This window comes from Comamonas sp. 26, assembly GCF_002754475.1.
GTDB lineage: Bacteria > Pseudomonadota > Gammaproteobacteria > Burkholderiales > Burkholderiaceae_C > Comamonas.
The window spans coordinates 436,690-461,730 of record NZ_PEFL01000003.1 but is presented as its reverse complement, the minus strand read 5'-3'; the positions used below and the strand labels follow the sequence as shown (position 1 = coordinate 461,730).

The following is a 25,041-nucleotide window of genomic DNA, read 5'->3' as shown; positions in this document are numbered from 1 at the left end:
AATACCTTTCAACACCTCGCTTCAGGGAGCTGACATGCTGGACCGGTTGACCGAAAAATTGCTGCGACATGCATTTGAACCCTTGGTCAAAACGGGACGGCTTGAGGTCACCCTTCCATCCGGAAAGACACTGCTCTTTGGCGACGATGGCCAGCCTCAGGCAGGCATACGCTTTACCGACAAACGCGCCATCTTTGCACTGCTGCGCGACCCCGATCTGAACTTTGGCGAGATGTTCATGCAGGAGCGCCTGCTGATCGAAAAGGGAAGCGTATATGACGTGCTGGAGCTGGTTCTGCGCCATGCAAGGTCTGTCCCGGTCAGCGCCACCGTGCGCATGCTGGATGCCTGGCGCATGAAGCTGCGCCCCCTGCTGCAGAACAATCTGCGCAGCAAGTCTCGCACCAATGTGGCTCATCACTACGATCTGGACGACCGCCTGTACCAGCTGTTTCTCGACAGCGAGCGTCAGTATTCGTGTGCCTATTTTGAGCAGGGTACAGAGGATCTTGAAGCGGCCCAGCTCGCCAAAAAACGGCATATCGCCGCCAAGCTGCTGATTGAACCAGGCCAGCGCGTGCTGGACATAGGCTGCGGCTGGGGCGGCCTCTCTCGCTATCTGGCCGAGGTCGCCGGGGCGGCGCATGTCACCGGCATCACGCTGTCCACCGAGCAGCTTGCGGGTGCCAAGCACAAGGCATCTCAATCCACTCACGCCGAGAATTTGGAGTACCGGCTGGAGGATTACCGCGACATGAATCGCGAAGAGCATGGCGCGTTCGACCGCATTGTTTCGGTAGGCATGTTCGAGCATGTAGGTACCGGATTTCACGATGCCTTTTTCCGCAAATGCCACGAACTTCTCCGTGACGACGGCGTCATGCTGCTGCATTTCATCGGCAATAGCGATGTGCCGGATTTCAATAATCCGTGGATTGAGCGCTACATCTTTCCGGGCGGCCATATTCCGTCCATGTCGGAGTTCACGCCAGCCATTGAGCGCTCGGGTCTGGTGATCTGCGACATAGAGGTTCTGCGCCTGCACTATGCCCAGACGCTGCGCTTGTGGCGCGAGCGTTTCATGGCGCACCGGGCACAAGCTGCAGCGCTTTATGACGAGCGTTTTTGCCGCATGTGGGAGTTCTATCTGTCCATGTCAGAGTCGGCATTCCGCTATCAGGACATTGCCATTTTTCAGATCCAGCTGAGCCGCAGACAAGATGCTGTACCACTGACGCGCGATTACATGCACAAGCGTGAAGACGCCCTCAGGAATCTGGAAGCAGCGCAGAACATGGTGGTTCCACAAATGGCAGGCGCTGCAAAAATCAAAGCTAATACCGCTTGAAATAGATCGATTTCAATGCATTTTCTAGCTGTATTTAAAGCCTATCAAGCGCAAGCAGCTACTGTTTTTGATGAACCTCAGCCCTGCGTGGCAGCCTGAATATTCACCAGTACACGCGCAAACTGCGCATCATCCAGCCACGGGCTATTGCTGATGGCCAGCAGGCGTTGCGCCCAGTCTCTCGCCCGGCTCACATCATCATGGCGCGCTGCACCCAGTACATGGTCGTAGCACCCATAGTCGGGCAGCACGTGGACAAAGGGCAAAGACAGCCCGCTGCCATCACCCCAATGGGCTTGCAGCACGGCATCTCTGGCTTTCTGACTGGGCAGGCGCAGCAAGATCACTGGCCACACGCCTTGCGAATCTACAGTGATATCGTCCAGCACCTCCAGCCCGCAAGCGCGTAGCTGGGCCACGCGTGCTTTGGCCTGCGCAGTGGTCTGCTGCTGAAAAGCGCTCAGACGCCGCAAAGCTTTTGAGCCGACGGCCTGACGCCAAGCCCCCAGGCGGTGCTGCGGAATGAAGTCATCAAAATCATCCCCCGCCGCCTCAACCCAGTTGCCGCGCGACAAGGCTTGCTCCAGTGGCTTGCCATAAGCCATGCGCAGACCTGCCGGGCGATAGAGCGCGGCATAGCCCAGCAGCTCAACGCTGCGGCGCAGCTCCCACCAGAGATTGAATGGGGTCTCTGCACCCGCGGCACTCAGCACATCGCGCAACACTGCATCACGCGTGATGAGTACACCGCCTTCAAAGGTACTCAATCCCTTGCCCACGGCCAGACTGAAAAATCCCACATCGCCCTTGAGTCCAACAGACTTCCCGTTGCTGCGTGCACCCAGCGCTTGCGCAGCATCTTCAATCACGTAGGCACCCACAGCGCGCGCGCATTGCAACGCGGCATCCACATCGGCCACACGGCCACAAAGATGAGTGGGCAGCACAGCCAGCGTCTTGTTGCTGCACAGCAGGCGAAGGCAATCTGCATCCATATCCAGCGCATTCACCCCCAGATCGCACAGACGCAGTTGCAACCCGCATTGCGCAATGGCCAGCGCCACCAGCGGGCAGGTATAGGCGGGGGCAATGACTTCGCTGCGCTCGGGCCTGAGCCGCTTGAGGCTACGCAAAGCCACCATCAGTGCCGAAGTGCCAGAGCACTCAAGCTGCACGCTTTGCACGCCCAGCCAGGCGGCCATTTGCACGGCAAAATCATCTGCGCCCCAGGGCGGAAGATCTGCCCATTGCAACGGCAAGCCTGCCGTAGGGGGAATCGTGATTTCACGCATCTCAGCGCGTCTGTTCTGCCGTCTCAGGGGTCTCGCTCACGGCAAGGCACATGATGCCCGCCACGATGAACAGACAGCCGATGATTTGCGGCCAGCCAATGGGCTCGTTGAATAGCCAGTACGAGAGTGCCAGCACCGAAATAATCTCAAGATGCGACGCTGCAAAAGCGGGTCCGATAGGAGCGTGCTTGAGCAGACTCATCCAGGTAAAAAAGGCGCCGATATAGCCAACAAAGGCACCATAAATCCAGGGCTGTCCAAACACGCGAACCAGCCATGCGGGAGAGAACTCCAGCGGCAAGGCGGACTCTCCTGCCATCTTGAAACTCAGCTGGGCCAGCGTGTCAAAAGCCATGAGCACCATAAAGCCGATGATGTAGAAGCGCTTCATCTCAATGCAGTCCCACTATGGCCACACCGATGGAGACCAGCACAATGCCCGCAACCCGCATGGGCGCGAGTTTTTCGCGGAACAGAACCCGGCCCAGAATCATGATGGCAACGATGTTGATAGAGCCCAGCAACACGCCATCCGACAGCGGAACCAGCGACAAAAATGCCAGCCATACCACAAACTCAGCCACATAGCAGGCAATGCCTACCCACAGCCAGGGACGGGCCAGCATGAAGCGCCAGCGCTCCATGCCATCGCGATCGCCCGGTTCACTGGCTGCGGCCTTGAAGGCGAGTTGACCACCGCTGTCTACCAATACATTCAGCACCCACAGCGTCACCACCAGTGGCGAGAGATCACTGCCCATTAAAACCTCTGACAGGCGCTGCCGCATAAGCGATACGCGCTATGAATTCGTTCAACTTGGCGATCACGGTACGACGCTCACGGTCGATGGTGATCATGTGATAACAGTTGTCCAGCAGCACCAGCTCGACCTTCGAATTCACGGCAATTCGCTCAATATCATGGGCATTGCTGACCGAAGAAATATCGTCTTCCTTGGCATGCAGTACCAGACAGGGCGAGCGCAGCTGAGGCAGGTTTTTCATCACATCCGCCGACAGCGCACGCAGCTCAATCACGCTCCACCACGGGTTGCCCGGCAGGCCAGCGGCAGAGCTGTCGCCACTGTTCATCTGCTCCACAACGCGGGCGCGCAAGGCTTCATCCTTGATGCCATAAGGCGGTGCTTCCATGAACACGCTGTTGCGGCCAATACCCAGCAGGCGAAACAGCGGCAGCAAGAATGCAAGCCGCGTGTATGAAGGAATGCTCCAGCCGTCATAGCGGAAGGTGGTCGACAACGCGCCCACACCGGCCACTTTGTCCGGGTGCTTTTGCGCAACTGCCAGCGACAGCAGCGAGCCCATGGACAGACCCGCAACCACCACATGATCGACATGTCTGCCAAAGCGCTGCAGGCCAGACTCCACACTGCTCAACCAGTCAGTCCAGCGTGATGCCACGAGGTCTTCCATCGCTGCACAGTGGCCCGCCAGTTGCACACCGTAAATGGTGAAGCCTTGCTTGTTCAAGCCCTTTCCCAGCAATCGCATCTCGGCAGGAGTTCCCGTCAGACCGTGAATCAGCAACACGCCAATGCGCGCATTCTGGCCTTCACCGGGCATGACGAACTCATTCGGCGTCAGGCAAACCTCCTGCAAAGAACTTTGCTGTATCTGAACGAGACCATCGGCAGCACTCATGCCACTTGCTCCATACCGAGAACGACTTGCTCCAGCAACTGAGTCGCCTGACCAAAATGCTCAAATCGCGCATGGGCAATGCCATTGCTCTCGCAATAGGCGATGAGCTTGTACTTGGCCAGCACAAAGTCGGCCTTGCCAGATACGCAAAAATCTGAGGTGCTGTCGCCGATATAGAGCACGCGACCATGCACGGCCTGTTGCTCTGCCAAGCGTTCGCACTTGCAGTTACCACTGGCGCGTGCACAGTGGTTGCTGGCCCAGGGGGAGTCAAGGCGCCAGCTGCGCTCACCGGTTTGCACCAGATGGTTGGCGATGACTTCCAGATCACCCAGACCATTGTGTTCCAGCACATGACGAATGGCATAGTCAATGCCGTCGCTGACGACCTGAACCTTGATGCCCAACGCTTTCGCTTCTTGCACAAAGCGGACGAAGTACCCGTCAATCTCAATCGTATCCAGATGGGTTTGCAGCTCACTCTCACTCATATCCAGCAAAGCCACTTGACCCTTCATGCATTCGCGTGAGCCGATGTCACCACGCTCCCATGCGTCTTCCAGCTCCTGCCAGCCCGGCTTGCCAAAGCGGTTGAGCAAGGTGTCGGTCACGTCCAGCAGGCTGATGGTGCCGTCGAAATCGCTTTGCACCATCCAGCCGGTCAAAGCAGTCCCCGAGGACGATGGGAAAATTTGAATACGCTTATTCATGGAAACTAACCCTCACGTTCTGGCCCACTTTGGCATTGACAGGTGGCTGGTCAAACACCAGCACTGATTCGACGACCCGTACCGGGCCGCGCTGGGTGTCATCCTGCAGACGCGCCGGGCCGTAAACGGGGCTGACTCGCAGCACCGTGGCCGATGGAAATTCAAGCCGGGCTGCGCCGCCGTCGCCATCCACGGCAACATGGGCCTTCATGCCTTCACGAATGGCAGCCACAAAGCTCTCGTTGACTTCAGCGCGCACGATCAGCGGGCGCTGGGGCAATAGCACCGCCACGGGACTTCCGCTTTGCAGCATGCTGCCAGTGTGTGCCGTCAGGCGGATGACGGTTGCAGCTTCAGGTGCGCGCAACTCGTGGCGCTGTTGCAGGGCGCGCAGTTGCTCGACCTTGTGTTTGGCCACTGATGCCTCGGCAGCGGCAATATCCACTTCAGCCTGCGCATCGCGCAAAGAGTGAGCGGCTTCATCCACATTCTGCAAATCAGCCGCACCTTGCTTGGCCGCAGCCTGCCAGCGCGTCAGCGTTGTCTTGAGTGCAGGCAAGCGCTCTTGCCTGGCCTTGAGCCTGGTTTGCGCCAGTTGCTGCTCAGATTCGGCTACGGCCAGATCGGCTCGAGCGGCATCATCGGCCAATCGCAGCAAGACCTGGCCCTTTTGCACGCTCTGGCCTTCCTTGATCAGCAACTGCTGGACCACACCAGCGGCCGGTGATGCGAGGTCAAGCAAACCGCCCTCCACATCAATCTTGCCGCGGGCAACGGCGACCTGATTTTGCGGCTTGGCCTGCGCCGCCGCCACAGAAACGAGTGACGCAGAATCCTGCACTGGCGAGCACCCACCCAGCGACAGCAGAGCCGCCGCAAGCAGCGGCACACCCAAACTGAGGCTAAGACACAATTGGCTACGGTTCATGAATTATTCCTTGATGGGGCTGTTCTGGCGCCAGTCGCTGCGGATTGCGCCGTCTTCCATACCCAGCACACGATCGGCGTGGCGCACCAGCCGTGGGTCGTGACTGACGCACAGCACCGTCGTGCCATGGCTGCGAGCCGCACGGTGCAGCAGATCAATGACGCGCTGGCCGCTTTCCGCATCCAGCGCGCTAGTGGGCTCATCGGCAAACAAAAGCTGGGGCTGCTTGGCAATGGCTCTGGCAATCGCGACGCGCTGCTTTTCACCGCCGGAGAGTTGCGCGGGACGCATATGACTGCGGTGCGACAAGCCAACTTCATCCAGCGCATCTTTGGCGCGGCGTAATGTCGCGCTGTTATTGAGCCCCATATAGCCCAGAGGCAGTTGCACCTGCTCCAGCGCCGTCAGCGCCGGGAACAGATTGAAGCCCTGAAAGACAAATCCGGTATGGCGCAGGCGAAACTTTTCCAGTGCCCCAATGCTCATCTTTGCCAGGTCCTGCCCCAGCGCCATGGCACGGCCACCATCGGGCTTTTGCAGGCCGGACATAAGAGACAGCAAAGTGCTCTTGCCGCAACCTGATGGACCCGAAATCAGGCTCAGCTCACCGGGTTGAAGACTGACAGAAAGCCCTTGCAGGACATGCACCTGAACGATGCCGGAGACAAAGGATTTTTCAAGGCGCACGGCCTCAAGACTGGGGGCGGCCATATTCGCCGCAGACGGAGTATGAGGACGTTCGTTCGTCATGGCTTGCATGCTTGCTCCCTCAGCGCAGCAAGGTGGCCGGGTCGGCACGCAGCAAGCTGCGCATCGCGCCCAAGCCGGACAGCAGGGACAGCACCGCGATCAAAATGGCGCAGGCAAGCACCGCAGCCATATTGAGAGCCACCGGCACACGATAGGTTGCTGCAACGCTCAGCAACACAGCGCTGGTCAAGGCCGCCAGCACAAAGCCCAGACCGCCAATCCAGCAGGCTTGCTCGACCACCACACGGCCCAGCGCTGCACGGCTGACGCCCAGCGCATTAAGCACCGCATATTCACGCGCTGAACCGGCAACCACGGCCTTCAGCGACTGGCTGGTCACAATGGCACCCACCAAACACACGATGACGGCCATAAAGAGCACGCCAGCGCCAGCGCCGGTATCCAGCATCCAGTAGCGCTGCGAGCGCCGGGCAAAGGTGTCGGCAGTCCACACCTCATAAGGGCCAAAGCTGCTGCCGGTTTCACTCAAGCGCAGCTGAGCCTCTTGCGGTTTGGCGCCCGGCTTGAGGCGGGCTACAAAATAGGTGCTGCCGTTTGCCTCCGTGGTTTCTGCAATCTCACGGGCCGTGCTGAGTGAAGCCAGCACGTTGACGCCGCCCAGCCCGCGCAGGCCATCAACGGCCGCCACGATCTTCACAGCATGGTTGTTGATCCAGGCAACGCTGCCTTCCTGCGCACCCAGAGTACCCAGATCAGCGCGATCCACAATCACGGCGCCCGGCTCGCGCAACAGTTGACGCTGCCAGGAGGTAAGCACCTTGGTGAACATCATGGATTGATCCATCGCGCTGATGCCCGACAGATAGACTGAAACGCCACCGCCTGCCGAGCCTTGTGCACGGGTGCGAGCGCGCCAGTCGCCATCGACCCAGACGTAAGGCTCCACCGCCTCCACTTCAGAATCCATGCGCAAGCGCATTTCAACATCGCTACCAATGTTGCGGCCGAAGTTGACACTCTGCGTACCCGGATAACCAACCCATAGATCGGCCGATGAGGACGTCACATAAACTGCAGCTGAGCCAAAAATCCCCAGCACCAGCGCTGCCTGCATAGCCAGCAGAACGCCTGAAAAACCCACGGCAAACACCGATGGGACAAAGCGTCGCCATTCATGGATCAGCGTCTTGCGCGCCAGAGCAATCAAGGCTTCACCTCGGCAGTCTGAGTGACGACGGGATCCAGTGGCGCAGCACCTACGGCTTTGTAGAGTGCGACATAAGCCAGTGCCTCGGCAGCCTTGGCCGTTGCCATCTCGCTTTGCAGCTGCAAGCTGGCGCGTGCGTTTTCAGCACCGCCCAGTTCACTGGACAGACCGAGTTGCTGACGCACCGCCTGAGCTTTATCGCGCGATTGGTGAATTTGCTGGGCTGAGAGCAATGATTGCTGTCGCTGCTGCTGGGCGGCCACTGCTGCCAGCGAGCCTTCTGCCTCAGCAATGCCATTGAGCACTGCCTGCCGATAAGCCTTGATGCTGGACTGCAGCGCCAGCTCCTTGCCATCGGCCACCGCACGGCGGCGGCTCCAGTCAAACAGCGGAATATCAATCTGCGGGCCTACCATGGGGATGGAGTCCGAAGTCGAGCGGTGGTTTCGGGTGAGGTTGTATGAGTACAGCAGCGAGCCCGTCAGCATCAGGCGCGGGTAGAGAGCGGCGCGTGCCACACCCACCTCGGCAGCAGCCTGCTCTACAGCAGCTTCAGCACTCTGAATATCGGGCCGTTTGCGCAGCAAATCGGCTGGCAGCACCTCTATGGCCTGCAAAGTGGGTAACGCTGCATCAACCTTGGGCTGCAGCCACTGCGCCTCAGGGCGATCTCGCCCCAGCAGGGCAGCCAATGCATGGGCTGCGCGCTTCTGGCTTTCATTCAACAGTGCCAACTGCGCCTCCTGGGTACGCAGTTGCAACTGCTGCTGCTCCAGTGTCTGGGTATCCGTCAAGCGCTGATCACGGCGAATCTCTAGCAGCTGCAGTTGTCGTTGCGCTTGTTGCAACTGCTTTTGCGCCAGGTTGCGTTGAATCTGGGCCAGCCTGATGTCGAGATAGCGATGAACCACATCTGCCACCAAGGCCACCCGGGCTGCGTGCAACTGCGCAGCAGCATCCAGGACGCTCGCCGAGCCGGAGCGGCGCGCAGCCTCTGCGTCACCAAACAGGCCCAAGTCCCAGCTCACATCAATGCTGGCATGGAAGTAGGTATCAACTGCAGCGATGTCCTGAAGCGTTCGCGCACCAGCGCCAACTACAGGAAGAAATGCCGAGCCCGCCGTATCCGCCAGCAGGCGCTGCTGACGCAACCGCAAAACGGCCTGAGTCACATCGAGATTCTCGGCCAACGCCTCATCAACCAGCGCATTCAGCGCCGGATCATTCCAGCCCCGCCACCATTGCGCCAGCTCGGAATTACTCGTTTTTCTGGCAGATGCTTGCTGCCACTGCGCTGGTGCAGCCGAATCCAGTCGTACCTCGATAGGCACAGCGCACCCTGCCAGCAATGACATGGCGCACAGGCACAAACTACTGAGACGAAGACGCGAAGCTTGGAAGGGAGATTTCACAGCGCTGCTAGATCAAGCTATGGGTTCTCATCCAGAAAACCCGTGGAAGGCAGAAACAACTATCCATTTCGCCATTGAACGGTAAAAAGTTTTCGCCTGATTGCAGGATTTATGGAGGAATTATGGAGATAGGTCTGCATTTTCTTATTGCAGCCGCTGAGACCATAATGTCTGGATAACAAGTTTCAGTGGGTCCGCTAGATGCATGACTTTTCTGCACACAAAACCATGACAAGCTTTTCTCAGCCCACTTCGACACCGCTGGTTCTCGTCGTCGAGGATGAGCCAAATATCGCCGGTGTACTCAGCGCTTATCTGGAACGCGACGGCCTGCGCATTCGCATGGCGCATGATGGGGAAGAAGCGCTGCAGAGCTTTCGCCAGTTGCGCCCCGATCTGGTGCTGCTCGACATCCACCTGCCCAAGGTCGATGGCGTAGATGTGCTGAAGATGATCCGCAGCGACGGCGATGTGCCGGTCATCATGGTCACCGCACTGGCTGACGATGTGGACAAGCTGCTGGCTCTGCGCATGGGGGCGGATGACTACGTGGTCAAGCCCTTCACCCCCCCGAAGTCGTAGCACGCGTGCGTGCCGTGCTGCGCCGTACACAGGCCAAGCCTGCGCCAGTCGCAGCCCCCATCCGCGTCGGCCCCATCGAAATTGATGTCGAAGCCCACAGCGCCGCTGTTTATGACGATCAAGGCAATCCTGTTTCGCTGTCACTCACACTCACAGAGTTTCGCCTTCTGGCCTGCCTAGCCGCCCAGCCACGCCGCTGCTTTTCACGCTCTTACCTGATTGAAAATTGCCTGCCTGAAAGCGATGCGCTGGAGCGGGTTATCGACTCTCACCTCTCCAAGCTCCGGCGCAAGCTGCAACTGGCTGGCCAGGACGGCCTAATCGAAACCGTGCGTGGCATTGGTTACCGTCTATGGCCCTGGGACTGAACCGCATCTGGGTTCGCTTTGGCCTGTGGATCACTGCTGCGGTCCTGCTGGCCATTGCCTCTCTGGCCATTGGCGTACTGGCGTTTTCTGAGCTGCAGTACCGCGAGTTCTACCGCCAACTACCAAGCCCCATCAAGGCCGAGCTGGAAACACTGAAGTCTCACGATCTGGAAGACAGCCCCAGAGCCTTACAAATCTATTCTGAATACTGGGAAGGCGACCGCCTTTTTGGAGAGAAATGGTCTCTGGTTATCGGTCTTGCTGTGAGTCTGCCATTCGGCATGGCCATGGGATTCTGGATTTCGCGCCGCATCACCAGCCCACTCGCCTCCATGGTCGAAGTCGCCACCCATGTGAAGCGTGGCGAGCTGGGCTACCGCGCAGTCAAAGGCAATGCCCATGGTGAGATGGCAGAGATGATCGATGCCTTCAATGGCATGGTCGATTCGCTGGAGTCATTTGAAGCTGAACGACTGGCCACGGCAGCATCTATCTCCCACGAACTACGCACCCCCCTGACCGTTCTGCAGGCAAGACTGCATGCCATCTGCGACGGTGTGATCGACACCAGCCAATCTGAGATGAAGATGCTGCTGGCCCAGGTGGAGCATCTAGGCCGACTGGTGGGCGATCTGCACACCCTCTCCATGGCTGATGCAGGGCAGCTGTCCCTGCGCAAAGAGCGCATTGACCTAGCAACGCTGGTTGGAGAAGTGGTGGAAGAACTGCACCCGCAGCTGCAAAAATTCGACATGGCGTTGTCGCTGGATCTGCCCATGCAGGACGGCGACGGCAGCACGGACATTCGCGCCGATGCAGACCGGCTGCGCCAGATCACCACCAACCTGATCGGCAATGTGCTGCGCCACGCCAGCAGCGGCCACTGGCTGGGCATTCAGGTCTACGCCGAGCCCGATCAACAAGGTCGGCACTGGGTCACACTCGGCGTCAGCGATGCCGGGCCTGGCCTTGACGCAGACCTGCAGGCCAACCCCTTCCAGCGCTTTGCGCAGGCACCGGGAAAGCGCCGCAGAGAAGGTTCGGGACTGGGCCTTTCCATCGTTAAGGCCTTGGTCACCTCGCAAGGCGGCAATGTCAGTGCTGGTATATCAGATCGCGGCGGAGCGCGTTTTACGGTGCGCTTTCCTCGCCTTTAAACGCATCCTCATCACTCAGCATAGGGTAGAGCTTGGTCATGATCTGCTGCAAGCTTTGCTGCAACAGATCATGCGTGGCGCGATGCAGTTCAGCCGCTGTTTCGGTTGTCGCTTCTGTCGCTGGTTTAGCCCCTGCTTCATCACACGCCAGCGTCCAGATTGCCGCCCATTGTTCAGCCTGTGACTGAACCACGGCTTGTGTCAGAACGCTCCACTGCTGCGGCACTGCCGGGCTGGTGTAACGGCCCCGGCCACGACCAAAATGCGAAACCAGCAGGTACTTGAGCAGCACCTGACTGACCGTGGCATTCAGATAGTCGGCCGAGAGCTGAAAACTCTGCTTTTCCTGATCGAACACCTTATTCGCACCCCATGCTGCACCACCAAAAGTGATGGCACCGACCAGTGCGCCCACCAAGGCACCGGCGCCCAGCGTCAAGCCCCCGGCCATCAAATCAGCCCCCAACCCTGTGGCGGCGCCTGCCGTCAGTGCCCCCCACAGGCTTGCGGCCTGTGCATCTACGGGCGTATTGATCTTCAGCTGGCTACGTAGCTGCTCCTGTATCTGACTGGCGGCTTGGCCATCAAGCTGATGAATCTCAAGCAGGCGCTGAGTGGCCTGCACATCGGCTTGGCGCAGATTCTGTATCGAGCGTTGCACCGCCGCTTTGGCGGGCGCGCTCAAACGGTCTTCATCTGCAGCCGTCTTCCCCAGCTTGCTGGTGAGCTGACTCAGGCTCTGCCAGGCACGCTCCAGCAGCATCCTTTGTTCAGGCTCCAGTTGTTCATTCAAGCGGGCCGCAGCCAGCAATTGGGTGACCATGACCTCAAGACTGGCCTGCTCGCGCTGCTGTTGCTGCAGGGCACGCTGATCGAGCAAGCGCTGATAGGCAGCTTGTTTGGCCTGCGGCAACAGCGGCGCGATGCTCTGCATCATCTTGCGTTCATGCCACCAGCTGCGCGTAAAGGCATCCAGCACCAAAACATCGCGCACCACGGTCTGAAAGCTTTGCGTCGCCTTCTGCCATCGCTGCAAATCACGCAGCGTCTGCTCTTGCGTAGTGTCGCTGCCAACCTGATTGAGCAGCACAATGACCGGCTTGTTCAGCCAAGCCAGAATATTCATCTCGGCACTCCAGTAACCCGCATCCGCCGGGTCTTCTGCAGCATTGACGACATACAGCATCACATCCGCATGGTCGCGAGCTGCGAGCAATGCACGCTGGCTTAGATAAAACGGCTTGTCACGCCAGCGGTCCCAGACATTGCTGAGAAACCAGCCCAGCGGATTGCCCTGCTGCCGCAGGCGTTCGTACAGCCTGACCGAATCACCAAAGCCCGGTGTATCCCACAGCCAGAGCTCATCGTTTTGCTGCGTTTTTTGCAACAGGTAACGCTTGGATTGACAGGTCACATGGGCTGCATCAGCAATCTCACCCACATCGTCCGCCATCAAGGTTCGCGTCAGCGTGGTTTTTCCGATATTGGTGTGCGAAAGCAGGCACCACTGAATGCTGTTGTCACCCAGAACCAGATCATGGCCGTCAGTCATCTCAAGCTCCTGCAGCAGGCACCAGGGTGGCATTCAGGCCGGCGCTGCGCACAAATTCTTTCCACAGCTGCTCTCGCTCTTGCACCCGCGCCGGGGCACCCGTGTTGCGGGTGCGAAAGTCTGCAGCCCACAGCCAGACGTCGGTCTGCGGCCCCCAGAGGTTAAGTACCTGCGCCAGCAGGGCGCCGTGAATTTCCACCTCAGGCGTGGCCGCTAAGTTCAACAACAGCACTTGCTGAGCATTGCCATTCGAGGCATCGGGCAAAGGCGATCCATAAGCTAGCGTGGGCAGCGCTGTGAGCTGAGCACCCGCACCATAGTTTTGTGCGACATGGCTGCGCAAAGCAGCCTCGCGCTCTGGCGTGATATCCAGGCTATAGGGCTGTACTTGCAAGGCGGTGGCACGCCCCGCCCAGTCGCGCTGCAGCTTCTGAAAATAGGACTGCTGCAGCGGCAGAGCCAGATGCTGGTTCAGCCACCAGACCTTGATGCCCTGCCACAGCGCCAGCACAAGGCGCGGCGCAATCACCATCAGACCCAGCAGCAGGCTGTAGAGCTGCACCCAGCGCTGGCCCACCGTGGGCTGCTCAAGAAACTGGCTGATGCCCGCCGCAAACTCAGGCTTGCCATCTGTCGCCCAGCCTTGCAGCGCCGTGATTTCGTCCAGAGTCCAAGGCGCTGTACCAAGCAGATGCTGCAGGGGTGCAAACAGAATATTCAGGCAGGTCTGCACTGCGGATGGCGAGAGAAACGTACTTTCCCAGCCCACCTGATAGGCGTTGGTCAGCCCTGTCAGCCACAGCGATGACAGCGCGCCTAGCGCCAACATGGCCGCGCCCAGATGGATGGTTAAAGCCCATTGCGCATGGCGTGGTCGCTGATTGATCTGCCACCAGTTGCGCTCAAAATTCAGCGCCATTTTTCGCAGCCCTGTCCCGCGCGAAACACTCCATTTTCTGGCTTGCAATTTCTGCAGCCAGCCACTGGGCGCGGCCGTAGCCTGCTCTGCCTGTGTGGTCTGGCCCTTCATGGGCTCAAGCGGCATCACCACCGTTTTTCTGCGCTTGATAAGGCTGCGCACCCAGTTCACCAACAGCAGCACATAGACCAGCACATTCCACACAACAATGCCGATTAACGACGGCGAGAGCAGGTCCACACGATGCGGATCCATAATCGCATGGCCGGTAAAGCCCAGTGCAAACGCACCCAGCAAAACGGCCAGCACCATCCAACTCGAAACACCTGCACCCTGCAGTGCCACTGCGCGGATATCGGCAGGCAGCTGCGCCGCGGCAATCACGCGTTTGGCACGCTCATGTAAAAAACGCTCAAAGGCGGCGCGACCACTGCCTTTGGCATTGCCTTGGGCGTGCAGGCATTCCTGGGTGATAGCGGTACAACGCTCTGGCGTGGGCAGCGCTTCGTGCGGAGCTGCAGTTTCCAGAGCGTGGGCAAAAACAATGTCGCGGGCAGAGCTGGCTTTCATGTCTCTATTGTGTTTCAGCCCAAGATATTGGCTCTAAAAATATAAAAACAATAGCTGTAAGCGCTTTTCAAGAAAGGGCTGCAGGCCTATTTCATTGAGACTCCATTCGGGCTTGCCTGAACGTACGTTTGGCCCACTGTGTGCTATGAATGCTGCTTTGCTGCAAAACACACAAGGAAACAAGCCATGACCCTCAATCCACAGGCCATGCCTGATGCCAACGGCTTCTTCGGCCCTTATGGCGGCCAGCTGGTCCCGCCCGATCTAAAGAAGTGCATGGATGAAATTTCTGCGGCCTACGAAGAGATCGTCAAGCGCAAAGATTTTCAGGATGAGCTGGCATCGCTGTTTGCCGACTATGTGGGCCGCCCCAGCCCCATCTTTCACGCCAAGCGCCTGTCCGACCAACTGCGCGGCGCACAGATTCATCTCAAGCGTGAAGACCTGAATCACACCGGCGCGCACAAGATCAACCACTGCCTGGGTGAGGCACTGCTGGCCAAGTTCATGGGCAAGAAAAAAGTCATTGCCGAAACCGGCGCTGGACAGCATGGTGTGGCACTTGCCACGGCCTGCGCGCTGGTGGGCATTCCCTGCGAGATTCACATGGGCCAGGTGGATATCGAAAAGGAGCATCCCAACGTCACCAAGATGCGCATTCTAGGCTGCACCCTGGTGCCTGTGACGCGCGGCGCAGCAACACTCAAGGAGGCGGTGGACAGCGCCTTTGAGGTCTATCTGCAAGACCCCGTCAACACCATCTACGCCATTGGCTCCGTGGTTGGTCCCCACCCGTTCCCCATGATGGTGCGCGACTTCCAGTCCATCGTCGGGCGCGAGGCACGCGAGCAGTTCCAGCACAAACATGACAAGCTCCCCGACCATGTGGCGGCCTGCGTAGGCGGCGGTAGCAACGCCATGGGCATCTTCACGGCCTTCCTCAAGGATGAAGCCGTGCATCTGGTCGGCGTGGAGCCTGCCGGCGAAGGCGTGGACAAACCCGGCCGCCATGCCGCCACCCTCACCATGGGCAAACCTGGCGAGATTCACGGCATGAAGTGCTATGTACTGGAAAACGGCGATGGCACGCCCGCTGCCGTGCACAGCATTGCCTCGGGTCTGGACTACCCTGGCGTGGGTCCGCAGCACAGCTATCTCAAGGATATCGGCCGCGTGGACTACCAGTCCGTGAACGATCAGGAATGCCTGGATGCCTTCATGACGTTGTCGCGCGTGGAAGGAATCATCCCAGCACTGGAAAGTGCGCACGCCGTGGCCTGGGCCATACGCGAAGCCCCCAAGCTGGGCAAGGACCAGCACATCCTGGTCAACCTCTCAGGCCGCGGCGACAAGGACGCCGATTACGTGGCCAAGAAACTAGGTCTGTAAGCCGCAGCAAAGCCCAGAGATGCATGCCATTGCATGCATCTCTGGCTCCATGCGTCATATCACTGACACAGCGACTGGTGAGCATCACGACCACCATCCCGCTTCTTCAAACCATCTACCTATGCATGCATCTCACATCCTGTTTCGCCTGTCTTCGCTGAGTACCGCTGTGATACTGGCCCTGACACTCAGCGCATGTGGCGGCGGGGGTGACGGCCCCCCGCTGGAAATCATTCCCAAATACCTGACGCTGGACGGCAAACCACCCCAGGTGATTGCGCACCGGGGCTACTCCGGCCTGTATCCAGAGCAGACACGCATGGCCTATGAAAAGGCTGCCGATGCCGGTGCCGACATGCTGGAGCTGGACATGCACCTCACGCGGGACTGCCAGCTGGTGGCGCGCCACAACGCGTGGCTAAGCGACAGCACCAATGTGGAGGAAGTCGCCAAGGCCAATGCCGCGGTAGCTGCCCTCAAGCGCACCACACCCGGCGTGCTGGTGAGTGTGAAGTACCCGCCCACAGTCGCCAACGGTCCCGCCAAGTATCTGAGTGACCAAATTGACCTCAACGACCCGCGTTCGGTGCTCAAGCCCTTGGTTGTCGATGGTGAAGACCATACGGGCGACTGGTCCGTCAGCGACTTCTCACTCAACGAGCTCAAGACCCTGCTGGCGGGCAAGATTCTGGACAACGCCAAAGACAGACCCACGGACCTGAATGGCAAGCTGCCCCTGATCAGCGCGCAGGATGTGCTGGATATTGCGGCCGCCAAGAGCAAAGAACTCAAGCGCACAATTCCCGTTTACGCAGAGACCAAGAACCCATACTGGAACAACCAGCAAGCCATTGCCAATGGCTGTGGATTGCCCGGCTCACACCCTCTGGAGGACGCCGTGATGGCTCTACTGGAGAAGAACCAGCTCAACAGCCAGAGTGCCCCCATCTATATCCAGAGCTTTGACCCGGAAAGCCTCAAATACCTGCGCAAGGCCGGCATGAAGGCCAAGGGAGTGCAGCTGGTAGATGGCAATGACATCAACTTCCAGGACGGCTCCATGGTCTACATCACCAATGATGAATGGACCTTCATCAGCGGCCGACCTTACAGCTGGACATTGGCCGGTGACGCCCGCACCTTTGGCGCCATGCTGACCACACCCGGCCTGGCCGAGATCAAGACCTATGCCGATGGCATTGGCCCCTGGAAGCCCCAGGTGCTGGCCCACTCTGTCGTGCCATACCTTGCCGGTGCAAGCCTAAAGGATGTGAATACGCTGAAAGACACTGGCCTGATTGCCAATGCGCACAAGGCGGGACTGGTGGTGCACAGCTTTACCTTCCGTGATGAAGCGGCGCGCCTGGCAGGCATTTACAAGGGCGATCCGGTGCAGGAATTCCTCGCCTACTTCCGCCTGGGCATTGATGGTGTCTTCACCGATTTCACCGCCACAGGCATCAAAGCGCGTGAGGCTTATGAAAAAGAGCTGAAAAAGTAAGCCGGTATCCCTGGCCACTTTTTTCCTGCACTCTTGCGCGGCGCATCAAGCACCGCGGCCCAACGCCCAAGGCACTTCGGTGCCTTGGGTTTTTTCTTGCACCTGCCCCACCATAGCCGGCATTGCATCCGCCTTTCGGCCTGCGCTTTCTCAGCGCAACCCTCCGACATAGCGCGGTGCGCTGCGCGGCAGTATCTGCGGCTCCTGCGCAAGAGCGGGTGCAGAGGCACTTGCCGCCACAGGAGCAGGGCTTGATGTACCACCACGCCTAGGCGTTCCAGGACTACTCCAGCTGCCCTGCAAGCGCTGGGCCAGTCTGGCCAATTCCTCGTCGGCTTTTTCATGGGCATGCGCCAGCGCAAAATCCGCCATGGCCTGCGCATAGAGCTGATTGCCAGCCATCCATTCGGTATCTGTCACCCTCCCCGTCTTGCGGCGCAAAACCACATGCAGATGGGCGGCTATTGCCAGCCGTTCGCTGTCCTCCATACAAGCACCTCCTGACGTTTGACTCAAGCAAAGCGCGCGTACAGCTGTTTCAGTGCTGACGCTCCAGATGCAGGCTGATGTCCAGCCCTTCCATTTCCTGTACAGAATCCACCCGCAGTGGCATGACCAGGCGAATCAAAAACAACAAGACGGCCGTTCCCATCGCGCTGTAGGCAGCGACGGCCAATACGGCGACCAGCTGATTGAGCACGGTGGGGCTGGTGCCTGCGATCACTGGATCAGCAAACACGGCGGTCAGCACCGACCCGACGATACCGCCCACACCATGCACACCAAACACGTCCAGCGAATCATCGGCACCCAGACGGCGCTTAAGCCAGGTCGCGCCCCAAAAGCAGACCACGCCAGCAATCAAACCCATCAAGGCAGCGCTACCTACTTGCACGAAACCCGCAGCTGGCGTAATGGCCACCAGACCGCCAATCAGACCCGACAGCAGCCCCAGCAACGTGGGGGCTCCTCGCACCACCCACTCCATCAGCATCCATGCCAGGCCACCCGCAGCGGCGGCCACTAAAGTGACTACAAAAGCCAGTGCCGCACGCCCATCGGCAGAAAGGGCAGAGCCCGCGTTAAAGCCAAACCAGCCAAACAGCAGCAGCGCAGTACCAATGGCTGTCCAGCCCAGGCTATGCGGCTCAAAAGCCTCGGTTCCATAACCACGTCTGCGCCCCAGCATGGTGGCGCAGACCAAGGCCGCCACACCAGCATTCACATGCACCACAGCGCCCCCAGCAAAATCAAGTGCACCAAGTTGGTTCAACCAGCCGCCACCCTCCCACACCCAGTGGGCGACAGGGGCATAGACCACCACACTCCACAGCGCGGCAAACACCAGCAACGCGGCAAAACGCATGCGCTCCACCACGGCACCCACAATCAGACAGGTGGTGATGATGGCAAAGGCGGCCTGAAACAGCGCATAGGCTGCCTCTGGCAAATGCGGCGCCAGATGGCTGACGGAGAGCATGCTTCGCTTGCCGTCGTAATGCAGCGAAGAGAACCAGGCGCGGCTTAGATTGCCCAGCCACGGAGAGTCTGCAGAGAAGGCCAGCGAGTAGCCCAATGCGAACCAGGTCAGCGTCACGATGCAGGCTACGGCAAAGACCGCTGCCAGGGTATTGACCACATTCTTGCGGCGCACCAGCCCCGCGTAGAAAAGCGCAATCCCCGGCAGCGTCATCAACAGCACCAGGGCTGCAGAAATCATCACCCACGCTGTGTCTGCCTTGTCGATGGCAGAAAACGGCACCATTTCCATGCACTCCCTCCCTCGGTCAGTAGTTTTGACAGGAGGTAAGCAGCTTTTGTGCCAAAGAGTAACGAAGCCACACTACTACAGGCCCGGTTCTTGCATTCATTTGTCTGGCTGGTGACGGCAGGCACGATTCGCGTGCCGCGCCTGTCACTCACAGATTCCACTGTCTGAGGAGACTTTTATGAATCGCAACGACGTTACCGAGAAAATCATTGACACCAAAGTGAATCAAGGCCTGAAATGGGAGGACATTGCCAAGGCCGTAGGCCTGAGCAAGGAGTGGGTCACCGCAGGCTGCCTGGGCCAGATGACGTTCAATGCAGCGCAGGCGGCCACGCTGGCCGGTATTTTTTCGCTCACCGAGGAAGAGACGCGATGGCTTCAGGTCGTGCCTTACAAGGGCTCCTTGCCAACCGCCGTGCCCACCGATCCATTGATCTATCGCTGGTATGAAATCGTCAGCGTTTACGGCAGCACCATCAAGGAACTGATTCACGAAGAATTCGGCGACGGCATCATGAGCGCCATCGATTTCAGCATGGACATACAGCGCGAACCCCATGCCAATGGCGACCGCGTGCAAGTGCTGCTTTCAGGCAAATTCCTGCCCTACAAGTCCTCTTGAGCGGCTTTAGCTCAGCGCCACGGCTTTGGGGCTGACTACAAGCGTCAAACAAAAAGGCCATGCATGCACGGCCTTTGAAGGAAGCCAATGTGGCCTTAGCCCAGATTGGGCGCCAGGAAGCGGCGCAGTTCCTCAATATCCATGCCGCGGCGCTCGGCCATGTCGGCCAACTGGTCTTCGCCAATCTGGCCCACGTTGAAGTACACCGCTTCAGGGTTGCCGATGTAGAAGCCGCTCACACTCGATGCAGGGTTCATCGCCAGACTCTCGGTCAGCGTCATGCCAATGTCGTCGGCCTGCAGCGCCTTGAACAGATCGATCTTGGCCGTGTGGTCGGGACATGCGGGGTAGCCGGGAGCCGGGCGAATGCCCTTGTACTGCTCTTTGATGAGTTCCTCGTTGCTGAGGGTTTCATCTTCGGCGTACCCCCACAAATCCTTGCGCACGCGCTGGTGCAGGCATTCGGCAAAGGCTTCGGCCAGGCGGTCAGCCAGGGCCTTGAACATGATGCCGCTGTAGTCGTCCAGCGCGGCTTCAAATTCCTTGTCCTTCTTCTCGGCACCAATGCCGGCGGTCACGGCAAACATGCCGGCGTAGTCTTTGATGCCTGATTCCTTGGTGGCGACAAAATCGCTCAGGCAACGGCTGGGGCGCATCACGCCATCCACCATCTGCTTTTCGGTCTGCTGGCGCATGCCGTACCAGGTCATTAGCACTTCGCTGCGCGACTCGTCGGTGTAGAACTCAATGTCGTCGCCCACGCGGTTGGCGGGGAACAAGCCCATCACGCCATTGGCCTGCAGCCAGCGGCCTTTGATGATTTTCTTGAGCATGGCCTTGGCATCGGCTTGCACATTGCGCGCTTGCTCACCCACGATTTCATCGTCGAGGATGGCGGGGTAAGCGCCTGCCAGATCCCAGGTCTGGAAGAACGGGCCCCAGTCGATGTACTGAGCGATCTCGGCCAGGTCAAAGTTCTTGAACACGCGGCGGCCCATGGTGCGCGGCGCCACGGGTGCGTGGTTGACCACGGTGGCATTGGCGCGGATTTGCGCCAGCGTCCACAGCGGTGTTTTCTTTTTGTTGGCATGCTGAGTGCGTACCTTGTCGTAGTCAGCCTCCACCTCCTGCAGATAGGCGTCCTTGTTCTCGCCCAGCAGACTCTGCGCCACGCTGACCGAACGCGAGGCATCGGGCACGTAGAGCACCGGGCCTTCGTACTTGGGCGCGATCTTCACGGCCGTGTGCACGCGCGAGCAGGTGGCGCCACCGATCAGCAGCGGAATCTTCTTGATGCGGAAGTAGTCGTCCTTGTGCATCTCGCCGGCCACGTACTGCATCTCTTCCAGGCTGGGGGTGATCAGCCCCGACAAACCGATGATGTCTGCGCCCTCGGCCTTGGCACGCGCCAGAATTTCGTGGCAAGGCACCATCACGCCCATGTTGATGACTTCGAAGTTATTGCACTGCAGCACCACAGTGACGATGTTCTTGCCGATGTCGTGCACGTCGCCCTTGACGGTGGCGATCACGATCTTGCCGCGGCTGGTCACGTCCAGGCCCGCCGCTTCTTGCTGGCGCTTTTCTTCCTCGATATAGGGCACCAGGTGAGCCACGGCCTGCTTCATCACGCGGGCCGATTTGACCACCTGCGGCAGGAACATCTTGCCTGCACCAAACAGGTCGCCCACCACGTTCATGCCATCCATCAGCGGGCCTTCAATCACGTGCAACGGGCGACCGCCACCTTGCACCACGAGCTGCTGATACGCCTCTTCTGTGTCTTCGGTAATGAAGTCGGTAATGCCATGCACCAGTGCATGCGACAAGCGCTCGCCCACCGTCTTCGGAGCATCAGGCGTGCCACGCCATTCAAGCTTCTTGCTCTCATCCTTGGCGCCACTCTTGGCGCTGTCGGCCACTTCAACCAAGCGCTCACCGGCGTCTGGGCGGCGGTTCAGCACCACATCTTCCACGCGCTCACGAAGCGTTGGCTCGAGGTCGTCGTACACCCCCACCATGCCGGCGTTGACGATGCCCATGTCCATGCCCGCAGCAATCGCGTGGTACAGGAACACGGTGTGGATGGCCTCGCGCACCGGGTCGTTGCCACGGAAGGAGAAGGACACGTTGGACACGCCGCCACTCACTTTGGCACCCGGCAGGTTCTGCTTGATCCAGCGCGTGGCTTCGATGAAGTCCACGCCGTAGTTGTTGTGCTCTTCAATGCCGGTGGCCACAGCAAAGATGTTGGGGTCGAAGATGATGTCCTCGGGCGGGAAGCCCACCTCGTCCACCAGGATGCGATAAGCACGCTCGCAAATTTCGATCTTGCGGGCAAAAGTGTCGGCCTGGCCTTTTTCGTCAAACGCCATCACCACGGCAGCGGCGCCGTAGCGTTTGACCAGCTTGGCGTGCTTCTTGAACTCGTCAACGCCTTCCTTCATAGAGATGGAGTTGACGATGCCCTTGCCCTGGATGCAGCGCAGACCGGCTTCAATCACTTCCCACTTGGAGCTGTCCACCATGATGGGCACGCGGGCGATATCCGGCTCAGAGGCGATCAGGTTCAGAAAACGCACCATGGCGGCCTTGCTGTCCAGCATGGCCTCGTCCATGTTCACATCGATGACCTGAGCACCGTTTTCCACCTGCTGACGGGCAACCGCAAGCGCTTCTTCGTACTGCTCGTTCAGGATCAGGCGCGCAAAGGCTTTGGAGCCGGTGACGTTGGTGCGCTCGCCCACATTGACGAACAGCGTGTCGTCGCCAATGAAGACGGGTTCCAGGCCCGAAAGGCGCATGGGGGGCACGGAAGAAACACCAGTAGCGGGGACAGCAGCAGACATCAGCTCACCTGTGAGAAAACCAGAAACAGAATCGAAAACAGGTGAGCGCCGTTGCACATACGGGCAGATCGCATGCAGGATCTGCGGCCCCGAGCCTGACAGGTCATGCATGAAGATGACAAGCTGCAGCGCTCCTCGGGGCGAAGCCCGTCATTCTAAAGCGAGGCGCTGAATCGTGACTCCAAAGCAGGCTGCTTCGCCTTGTCTTGTCACACACTGCTATACCAGATGTGAGCATTTGGCCTCGGAAAAATCAAGCGGGCATAAGGTGATTTCGTCAACCACGAATGCAGACATCTCATTTCAAGCATATTTCGGGCATGGTGCGCGCCCGTATGCGACGCGCACGACGTTCCAACTGGCTCCGGCGACTCCATTCGCGGCCCTGCTGTCGCCATGACGGGACAAGTACCGACAGTCCGTATTTTGGAGACCTTGGCACCATCACCTTCAAGTGATGCTGTCCATCGTGCTCACCCACGCACAGACGTTTGCGCCCGCCGCTCAGGCAGCTCACCCAGTCGCCGCGTGAAATTCTCTGGAGATTTTTATGAACGTGACCTTCGGCGCGTACTACACACTCATCATGGCCGTGCTGGTCCTGCTGCTTGGCAAGCTCATGACACGGCACATCCGCTTCCTGCGTGACTTCAACATCCCAGAGCCCGTATCTGGCGGCCTGCTTGTGGCGGCCACCATTTTTGCTCTGCACGAGTTCACGGGCCTGTCTCTGAGTTTTGAGGGCGGTCTGCAATCGGCCTTCATGCTGGTGTTTTTCTCATCCATTGGCCTGAGCGCCAACTTCAGCAAGCTGCGCGAAGGCGGCTCGGGTCTGTTCATCTTTTTGGGTGTGATTGCTGTCTTCATATCGATGCAGAACATCGTCGGCGTGGGTCTGGCTTCGCTGCTGGGGCTTGATCCGCTGATTGGTCTGGTCGCAGGCTCCATCACGCTGGTGGGCGGCCACGGCACAGCCGGTGCATGGGGTTCGGTACTGGAGAACCAGTACGGCCTGACCGGCGCCACCACGTTGGGTATTGCCTGCGCCACCTTTGGCCTGGTCATTGGCGGCCTGCTGGGCGGCCCACTGGCCAAGCGCCTCATCACCCGCAACCAGCTGGCCCAGCCGCTGACCGAGTCCGAGCAGTTGCGCGATGCATCCCCCACCGTGAGCGAAGGCAGCGAGGTTGCCAATTTCGAATCCCCCAGCAACGCTCCGCGCCTGATTACGGCCGACGCAGCTGTGGAAACACTGGCCCTGTTTGCCGCCTGCCTGGCCTTTGCCGAGTTCATGACCGGTCTGACCAAAGGCACGGCCGTTCAGTTGCCCACTTTTGTCTGGGCACTGGGCAGTGGCGTGCTTATCCGCAATGTGCTGGACTACGTCTTCGGCTTCAAGGTCTTTGACCGCGCCATCGACGTATTCGGCAACGCCGCCCTGTCCATCTACCTGGCCATTGCCCTGCTCTCGCTCAAGCTGTGGGAGCTGACCGATCTGGCTGGCCCACTGATGATTATTCTGGCCGCGCAAACCGTCGTCATGGCGCTGTATGCGGTCTTCGTGACCTTCCGCGTCATGGGCAAGAACTACGACGCAGCTGTGCTGGCCGCCGGCCACTGCGGCTTTGGCATGGGTGCTACACCCACGGCTGTGGCCAATATGCAGGCCATTACCAATCAGTACGGTCCATCGCACAAGGCTTTCCTGATCGTGCCGCTGGTCGGCGCGTTCTTTATCGACATCATCAACGCCTTCCTGCTGCAGGGCATGCTCAGCCTGCTGCGCTGATAGCCCTGGGCTTCGCCCACAAAAAAGCGTGTTCTCGCAAACCGGGAACACGCTTTTTTTATAGCTGCTTGCGCTTTATAGACAAGCGCCAGAGGCCGATTTAATACAAATTTACTGTGTCAGTGCCTGTGCTGATGCGGGCAGACCAAACAAGCGGTCAAACGCCCAGTTGAAGGCGAAGGTGTAGACCATGAAGAACACCAGCAGGCCGGCTTCCATCACAGCTGCTTCCCACAGCGTGATGTTGAACCACCAGGCCATCAGCGGGATCAGCATGGCGGCAATACCGCCCTCAAAGCCGATGGCATGCACTACTCGGCGCAGCACGGAGCGGCCCTTGACAGTCTGGCGCGCTTCCCACTTTTCAAACAGGTGGTTGAAGCTCAGGTTCCAGCAGATCGCAATCACCGATGCGGCCACGGCCATGATGCCGGAGTCGCTGGCCTTCTGGCCTATGGCAATAAAGATCAGACTGGAGACGGCGATGGCAATCGCCTCGTACAGAGACACATAGATGATACGGCGCTTGGCGCCTTGCAGGCCGGTGGCCTTGCGGGGCGCAGCCGAAGAAGAATGAACAGGGTGAGCGGCAGAAGAAGAAGCGGATGCCATCGCGGAGGCTTGTTGAGACATGGACTGCAGTGTATGTTCTGAAAACTGAAGATAAAAGTCATCTCCTTTCAATTTTTCTGACAGATACCT

The 25,041-nt window shown here is 59.1% G+C and carries 21 protein-coding genes, 1 pseudogene and 1 riboswitch; of the genes and pseudogenes, 7 read left to right on the top strand and 15 right to left on the bottom strand.

Annotation, left to right across the window (positions count from 1 at the left end):
* The first annotated feature begins 34 nt into the window (after positions 1–34).
* Complete coding sequence (locus CLU84_RS20250; protein ID WP_099739782.1) at positions 35–1,348, top strand: cyclopropane-fatty-acyl-phospholipid synthase family protein; 1,314 nt, start codon at positions 35–37, stop codon at positions 1,346–1,348.
* A gap of 77 nt (positions 1,349–1,425) precedes the next feature.
* On the opposite strand, the gene CLU84_RS20245 is transcribed toward CLU84_RS20250, so the two are convergent.
* The 9 genes from CLU84_RS20245 to CLU84_RS20205 are packed head-to-tail and all read right to left on the bottom strand — an operon-like array spanning position 1,426 to position 9,213.
* Positions 1,426–2,640, bottom strand: a complete 1,215-nt coding sequence (locus CLU84_RS20245) for a DegT/DnrJ/EryC1/StrS family aminotransferase (protein WP_099739780.1) — start codon at positions 2,638–2,640, stop codon at positions 1,426–1,428.
* Position 2,641: 1 nt separating this feature from the next.
* Entirely contained in the window at positions 2,642–3,031 is a 390-nt protein-coding gene (locus CLU84_RS20240) for a multidrug efflux SMR transporter (protein WP_099739778.1), read from the bottom strand.
* 1 nt (position 3,032) lies between these two features.
* Complete coding sequence (locus CLU84_RS20235) at positions 3,033–3,401, bottom strand: EamA family transporter (RefSeq protein ID WP_099739777.1); 369 nt, start codon at positions 3,399–3,401, stop codon at positions 3,033–3,035.
* On the bottom strand, positions 3,391–4,302 hold the full coding sequence (locus tag CLU84_RS20230) for a carboxylesterase (protein WP_099739776.1): 912 nt from the start codon (positions 4,300–4,302) through the stop codon (positions 3,391–3,393). The genes CLU84_RS20235 and CLU84_RS20230 overlap by 11 nt, the downstream gene beginning before the upstream one ends.
* Entirely contained in the window at positions 4,299–5,012 is a 714-nt protein-coding gene (locus CLU84_RS20225; protein WP_099739774.1) for an MtnX-like HAD-IB family phosphatase, read from the bottom strand. The genes CLU84_RS20230 and CLU84_RS20225 overlap by 4 nt, the downstream gene beginning before the upstream one ends.
* The gene (locus tag CLU84_RS20220) at positions 5,005–5,940 is read right to left on the bottom strand and encodes an HlyD family secretion protein (protein ID WP_099739772.1); all 936 of its coding nucleotides are present in this window, start codon (positions 5,938–5,940) and stop codon (positions 5,005–5,007) included. Before CLU84_RS20220 ends, CLU84_RS20225 begins: the two co-directional genes overlap by 8 nt.
* Before the next feature lie 3 nt (positions 5,941–5,943).
* Positions 5,944–6,699 (bottom strand): ABC transporter ATP-binding protein, encoded by a 756-nt coding sequence (locus CLU84_RS20215; protein WP_199173811.1) that lies wholly within the window; start codon positions 6,697–6,699, stop codon positions 5,944–5,946.
* Between the two features lie 10 nt (positions 6,700–6,709).
* Positions 6,710–7,858 carry an ABC transporter permease gene (locus tag CLU84_RS20210; RefSeq protein ID WP_099739770.1) on the bottom strand — a complete coding sequence of 383 codons (1,149 nt, stop codon included), beginning with the start codon at positions 7,856–7,858 and terminating at the stop codon, positions 6,710–6,712.
* Entirely contained in the window at positions 7,855–9,213 is a 1,359-nt protein-coding gene (locus CLU84_RS20205; RefSeq protein ID WP_099739768.1) for an efflux transporter outer membrane subunit, read from the bottom strand. Before CLU84_RS20205 ends, CLU84_RS20210 begins: the two co-directional genes overlap by 4 nt.
* A gap of 258 nt (positions 9,214–9,471) precedes the next feature.
* Between CLU84_RS20205 and CLU84_RS20200 the strand changes: the two are divergent.
* Both CLU84_RS20200 and CLU84_RS20195 read left to right on the top strand, forming a co-directional pair.
* Positions 9,472–10,220 (top strand): annotated as a pseudogene (locus CLU84_RS20200) (response regulator).
* Complete coding sequence (locus CLU84_RS20195) at positions 10,205–11,377, top strand: cell wall metabolism sensor histidine kinase WalK (RefSeq protein ID WP_099739766.1); 1,173 nt, start codon at positions 10,205–10,207, stop codon at positions 11,375–11,377. The pseudogene CLU84_RS20200 and the gene CLU84_RS20195 overlap by 16 nt, the downstream one beginning before the upstream one ends.
* Here the strand turns inward: CLU84_RS20195 and CLU84_RS20190 are convergent.
* The gene (locus CLU84_RS20190; protein WP_099740077.1) at positions 11,352–12,929 is read right to left on the bottom strand and encodes a DUF3482 domain-containing protein; all 1,578 of its coding nucleotides are present in this window, start codon (positions 12,927–12,929) and stop codon (positions 11,352–11,354) included. The two genes, CLU84_RS20195 and CLU84_RS20190, sit on opposite strands and share 26 nt — an antisense overlap.
* 1 nt (position 12,930) lies before the next feature.
* Positions 12,931–14,418, bottom strand: coding sequence for a DUF2868 domain-containing protein (locus tag CLU84_RS20185; protein ID WP_099739764.1), 1,488 nt, complete (start codon positions 14,416–14,418; stop codon positions 12,931–12,933).
* A gap of 186 nt (positions 14,419–14,604) precedes the next feature.
* Here CLU84_RS20185 and trpB point away from each other — a divergent pair, with 186 nt between their 5' ends.
* Together trpB and CLU84_RS20175 are read left to right on the top strand one after the other, a co-directional pair.
* Positions 14,605–15,807, top strand: coding sequence for a tryptophan synthase subunit beta (gene trpB / locus CLU84_RS20180; RefSeq protein ID WP_099739762.1), 1,203 nt, complete (start codon positions 14,605–14,607; stop codon positions 15,805–15,807).
* Positions 15,808–15,928: 121 nt separating this feature from the next.
* Positions 15,929–17,308: a glycerophosphodiester phosphodiesterase family protein gene (locus tag CLU84_RS20175; protein ID WP_099739760.1), complete on the top strand. Its 1,380-nt coding sequence runs from the start codon at positions 15,929–15,931 to the stop codon at positions 17,306–17,308.
* Positions 17,309–17,458: 150 nt separating this feature from the next.
* Here CLU84_RS20175 and CLU84_RS20170 read toward each other — a convergent pair whose 3' ends face one another.
* Together CLU84_RS20170 and CLU84_RS20165 are read right to left on the bottom strand one after the other, a co-directional pair.
* Complete coding sequence (locus tag CLU84_RS20170) at positions 17,459–17,797, bottom strand: hypothetical protein (protein WP_099739758.1); 339 nt, start codon at positions 17,795–17,797, stop codon at positions 17,459–17,461.
* A 49-nt stretch (positions 17,798–17,846) separates the two neighbouring features.
* Positions 17,847–19,079, bottom strand: a complete 1,233-nt coding sequence (locus tag CLU84_RS20165; protein WP_099739757.1) for an ammonium transporter — start codon at positions 19,077–19,079, stop codon at positions 17,847–17,849.
* Positions 19,080–19,257: 178 nt separating this feature from the next.
* On the opposite strand from CLU84_RS20165, the gene cynS reads away from it, so the two are divergent.
* Positions 19,258–19,701 (top strand): cyanase, encoded by a 444-nt coding sequence (gene cynS, locus CLU84_RS20160; RefSeq protein ID WP_099739755.1) that lies wholly within the window; start codon positions 19,258–19,260, stop codon positions 19,699–19,701.
* Positions 19,702–19,796: 95 nt separating this feature from the next.
* Here cynS and metH read toward each other — a convergent pair whose 3' ends face one another.
* Entirely contained in the window at positions 19,797–22,550 is a 2,754-nt protein-coding gene (metH, locus tag CLU84_RS20155; RefSeq protein ID WP_199173810.1) for a methionine synthase, read from the bottom strand.
* A 36-nt stretch (positions 22,551–22,586) separates the two neighbouring features.
* Positions 22,587–22,693: riboswitch (S-adenosyl-L-homocysteine riboswitch) on the bottom strand.
* Between the two features lie 407 nt (positions 22,694–23,100).
* Between metH and gltS the strand changes: the two genes are divergently transcribed.
* Positions 23,101–24,339 carry a sodium/glutamate symporter gene (gltS, locus tag CLU84_RS20150; protein ID WP_099739751.1) on the top strand — a complete coding sequence of 413 codons (1,239 nt, stop codon included), beginning with the start codon at positions 23,101–23,103 and terminating at the stop codon, positions 24,337–24,339.
* A 111-nt stretch (positions 24,340–24,450) separates the two neighbouring features.
* Here the strand turns inward: gltS and CLU84_RS20145 are convergent, their stop codons facing one another.
* Positions 24,451–24,951, bottom strand: a complete 501-nt coding sequence (locus CLU84_RS20145) for a PACE efflux transporter (RefSeq protein ID WP_099739750.1) — start codon at positions 24,949–24,951, stop codon at positions 24,451–24,453.
* Positions 24,952–25,041 lie beyond the last annotated feature (90 nt).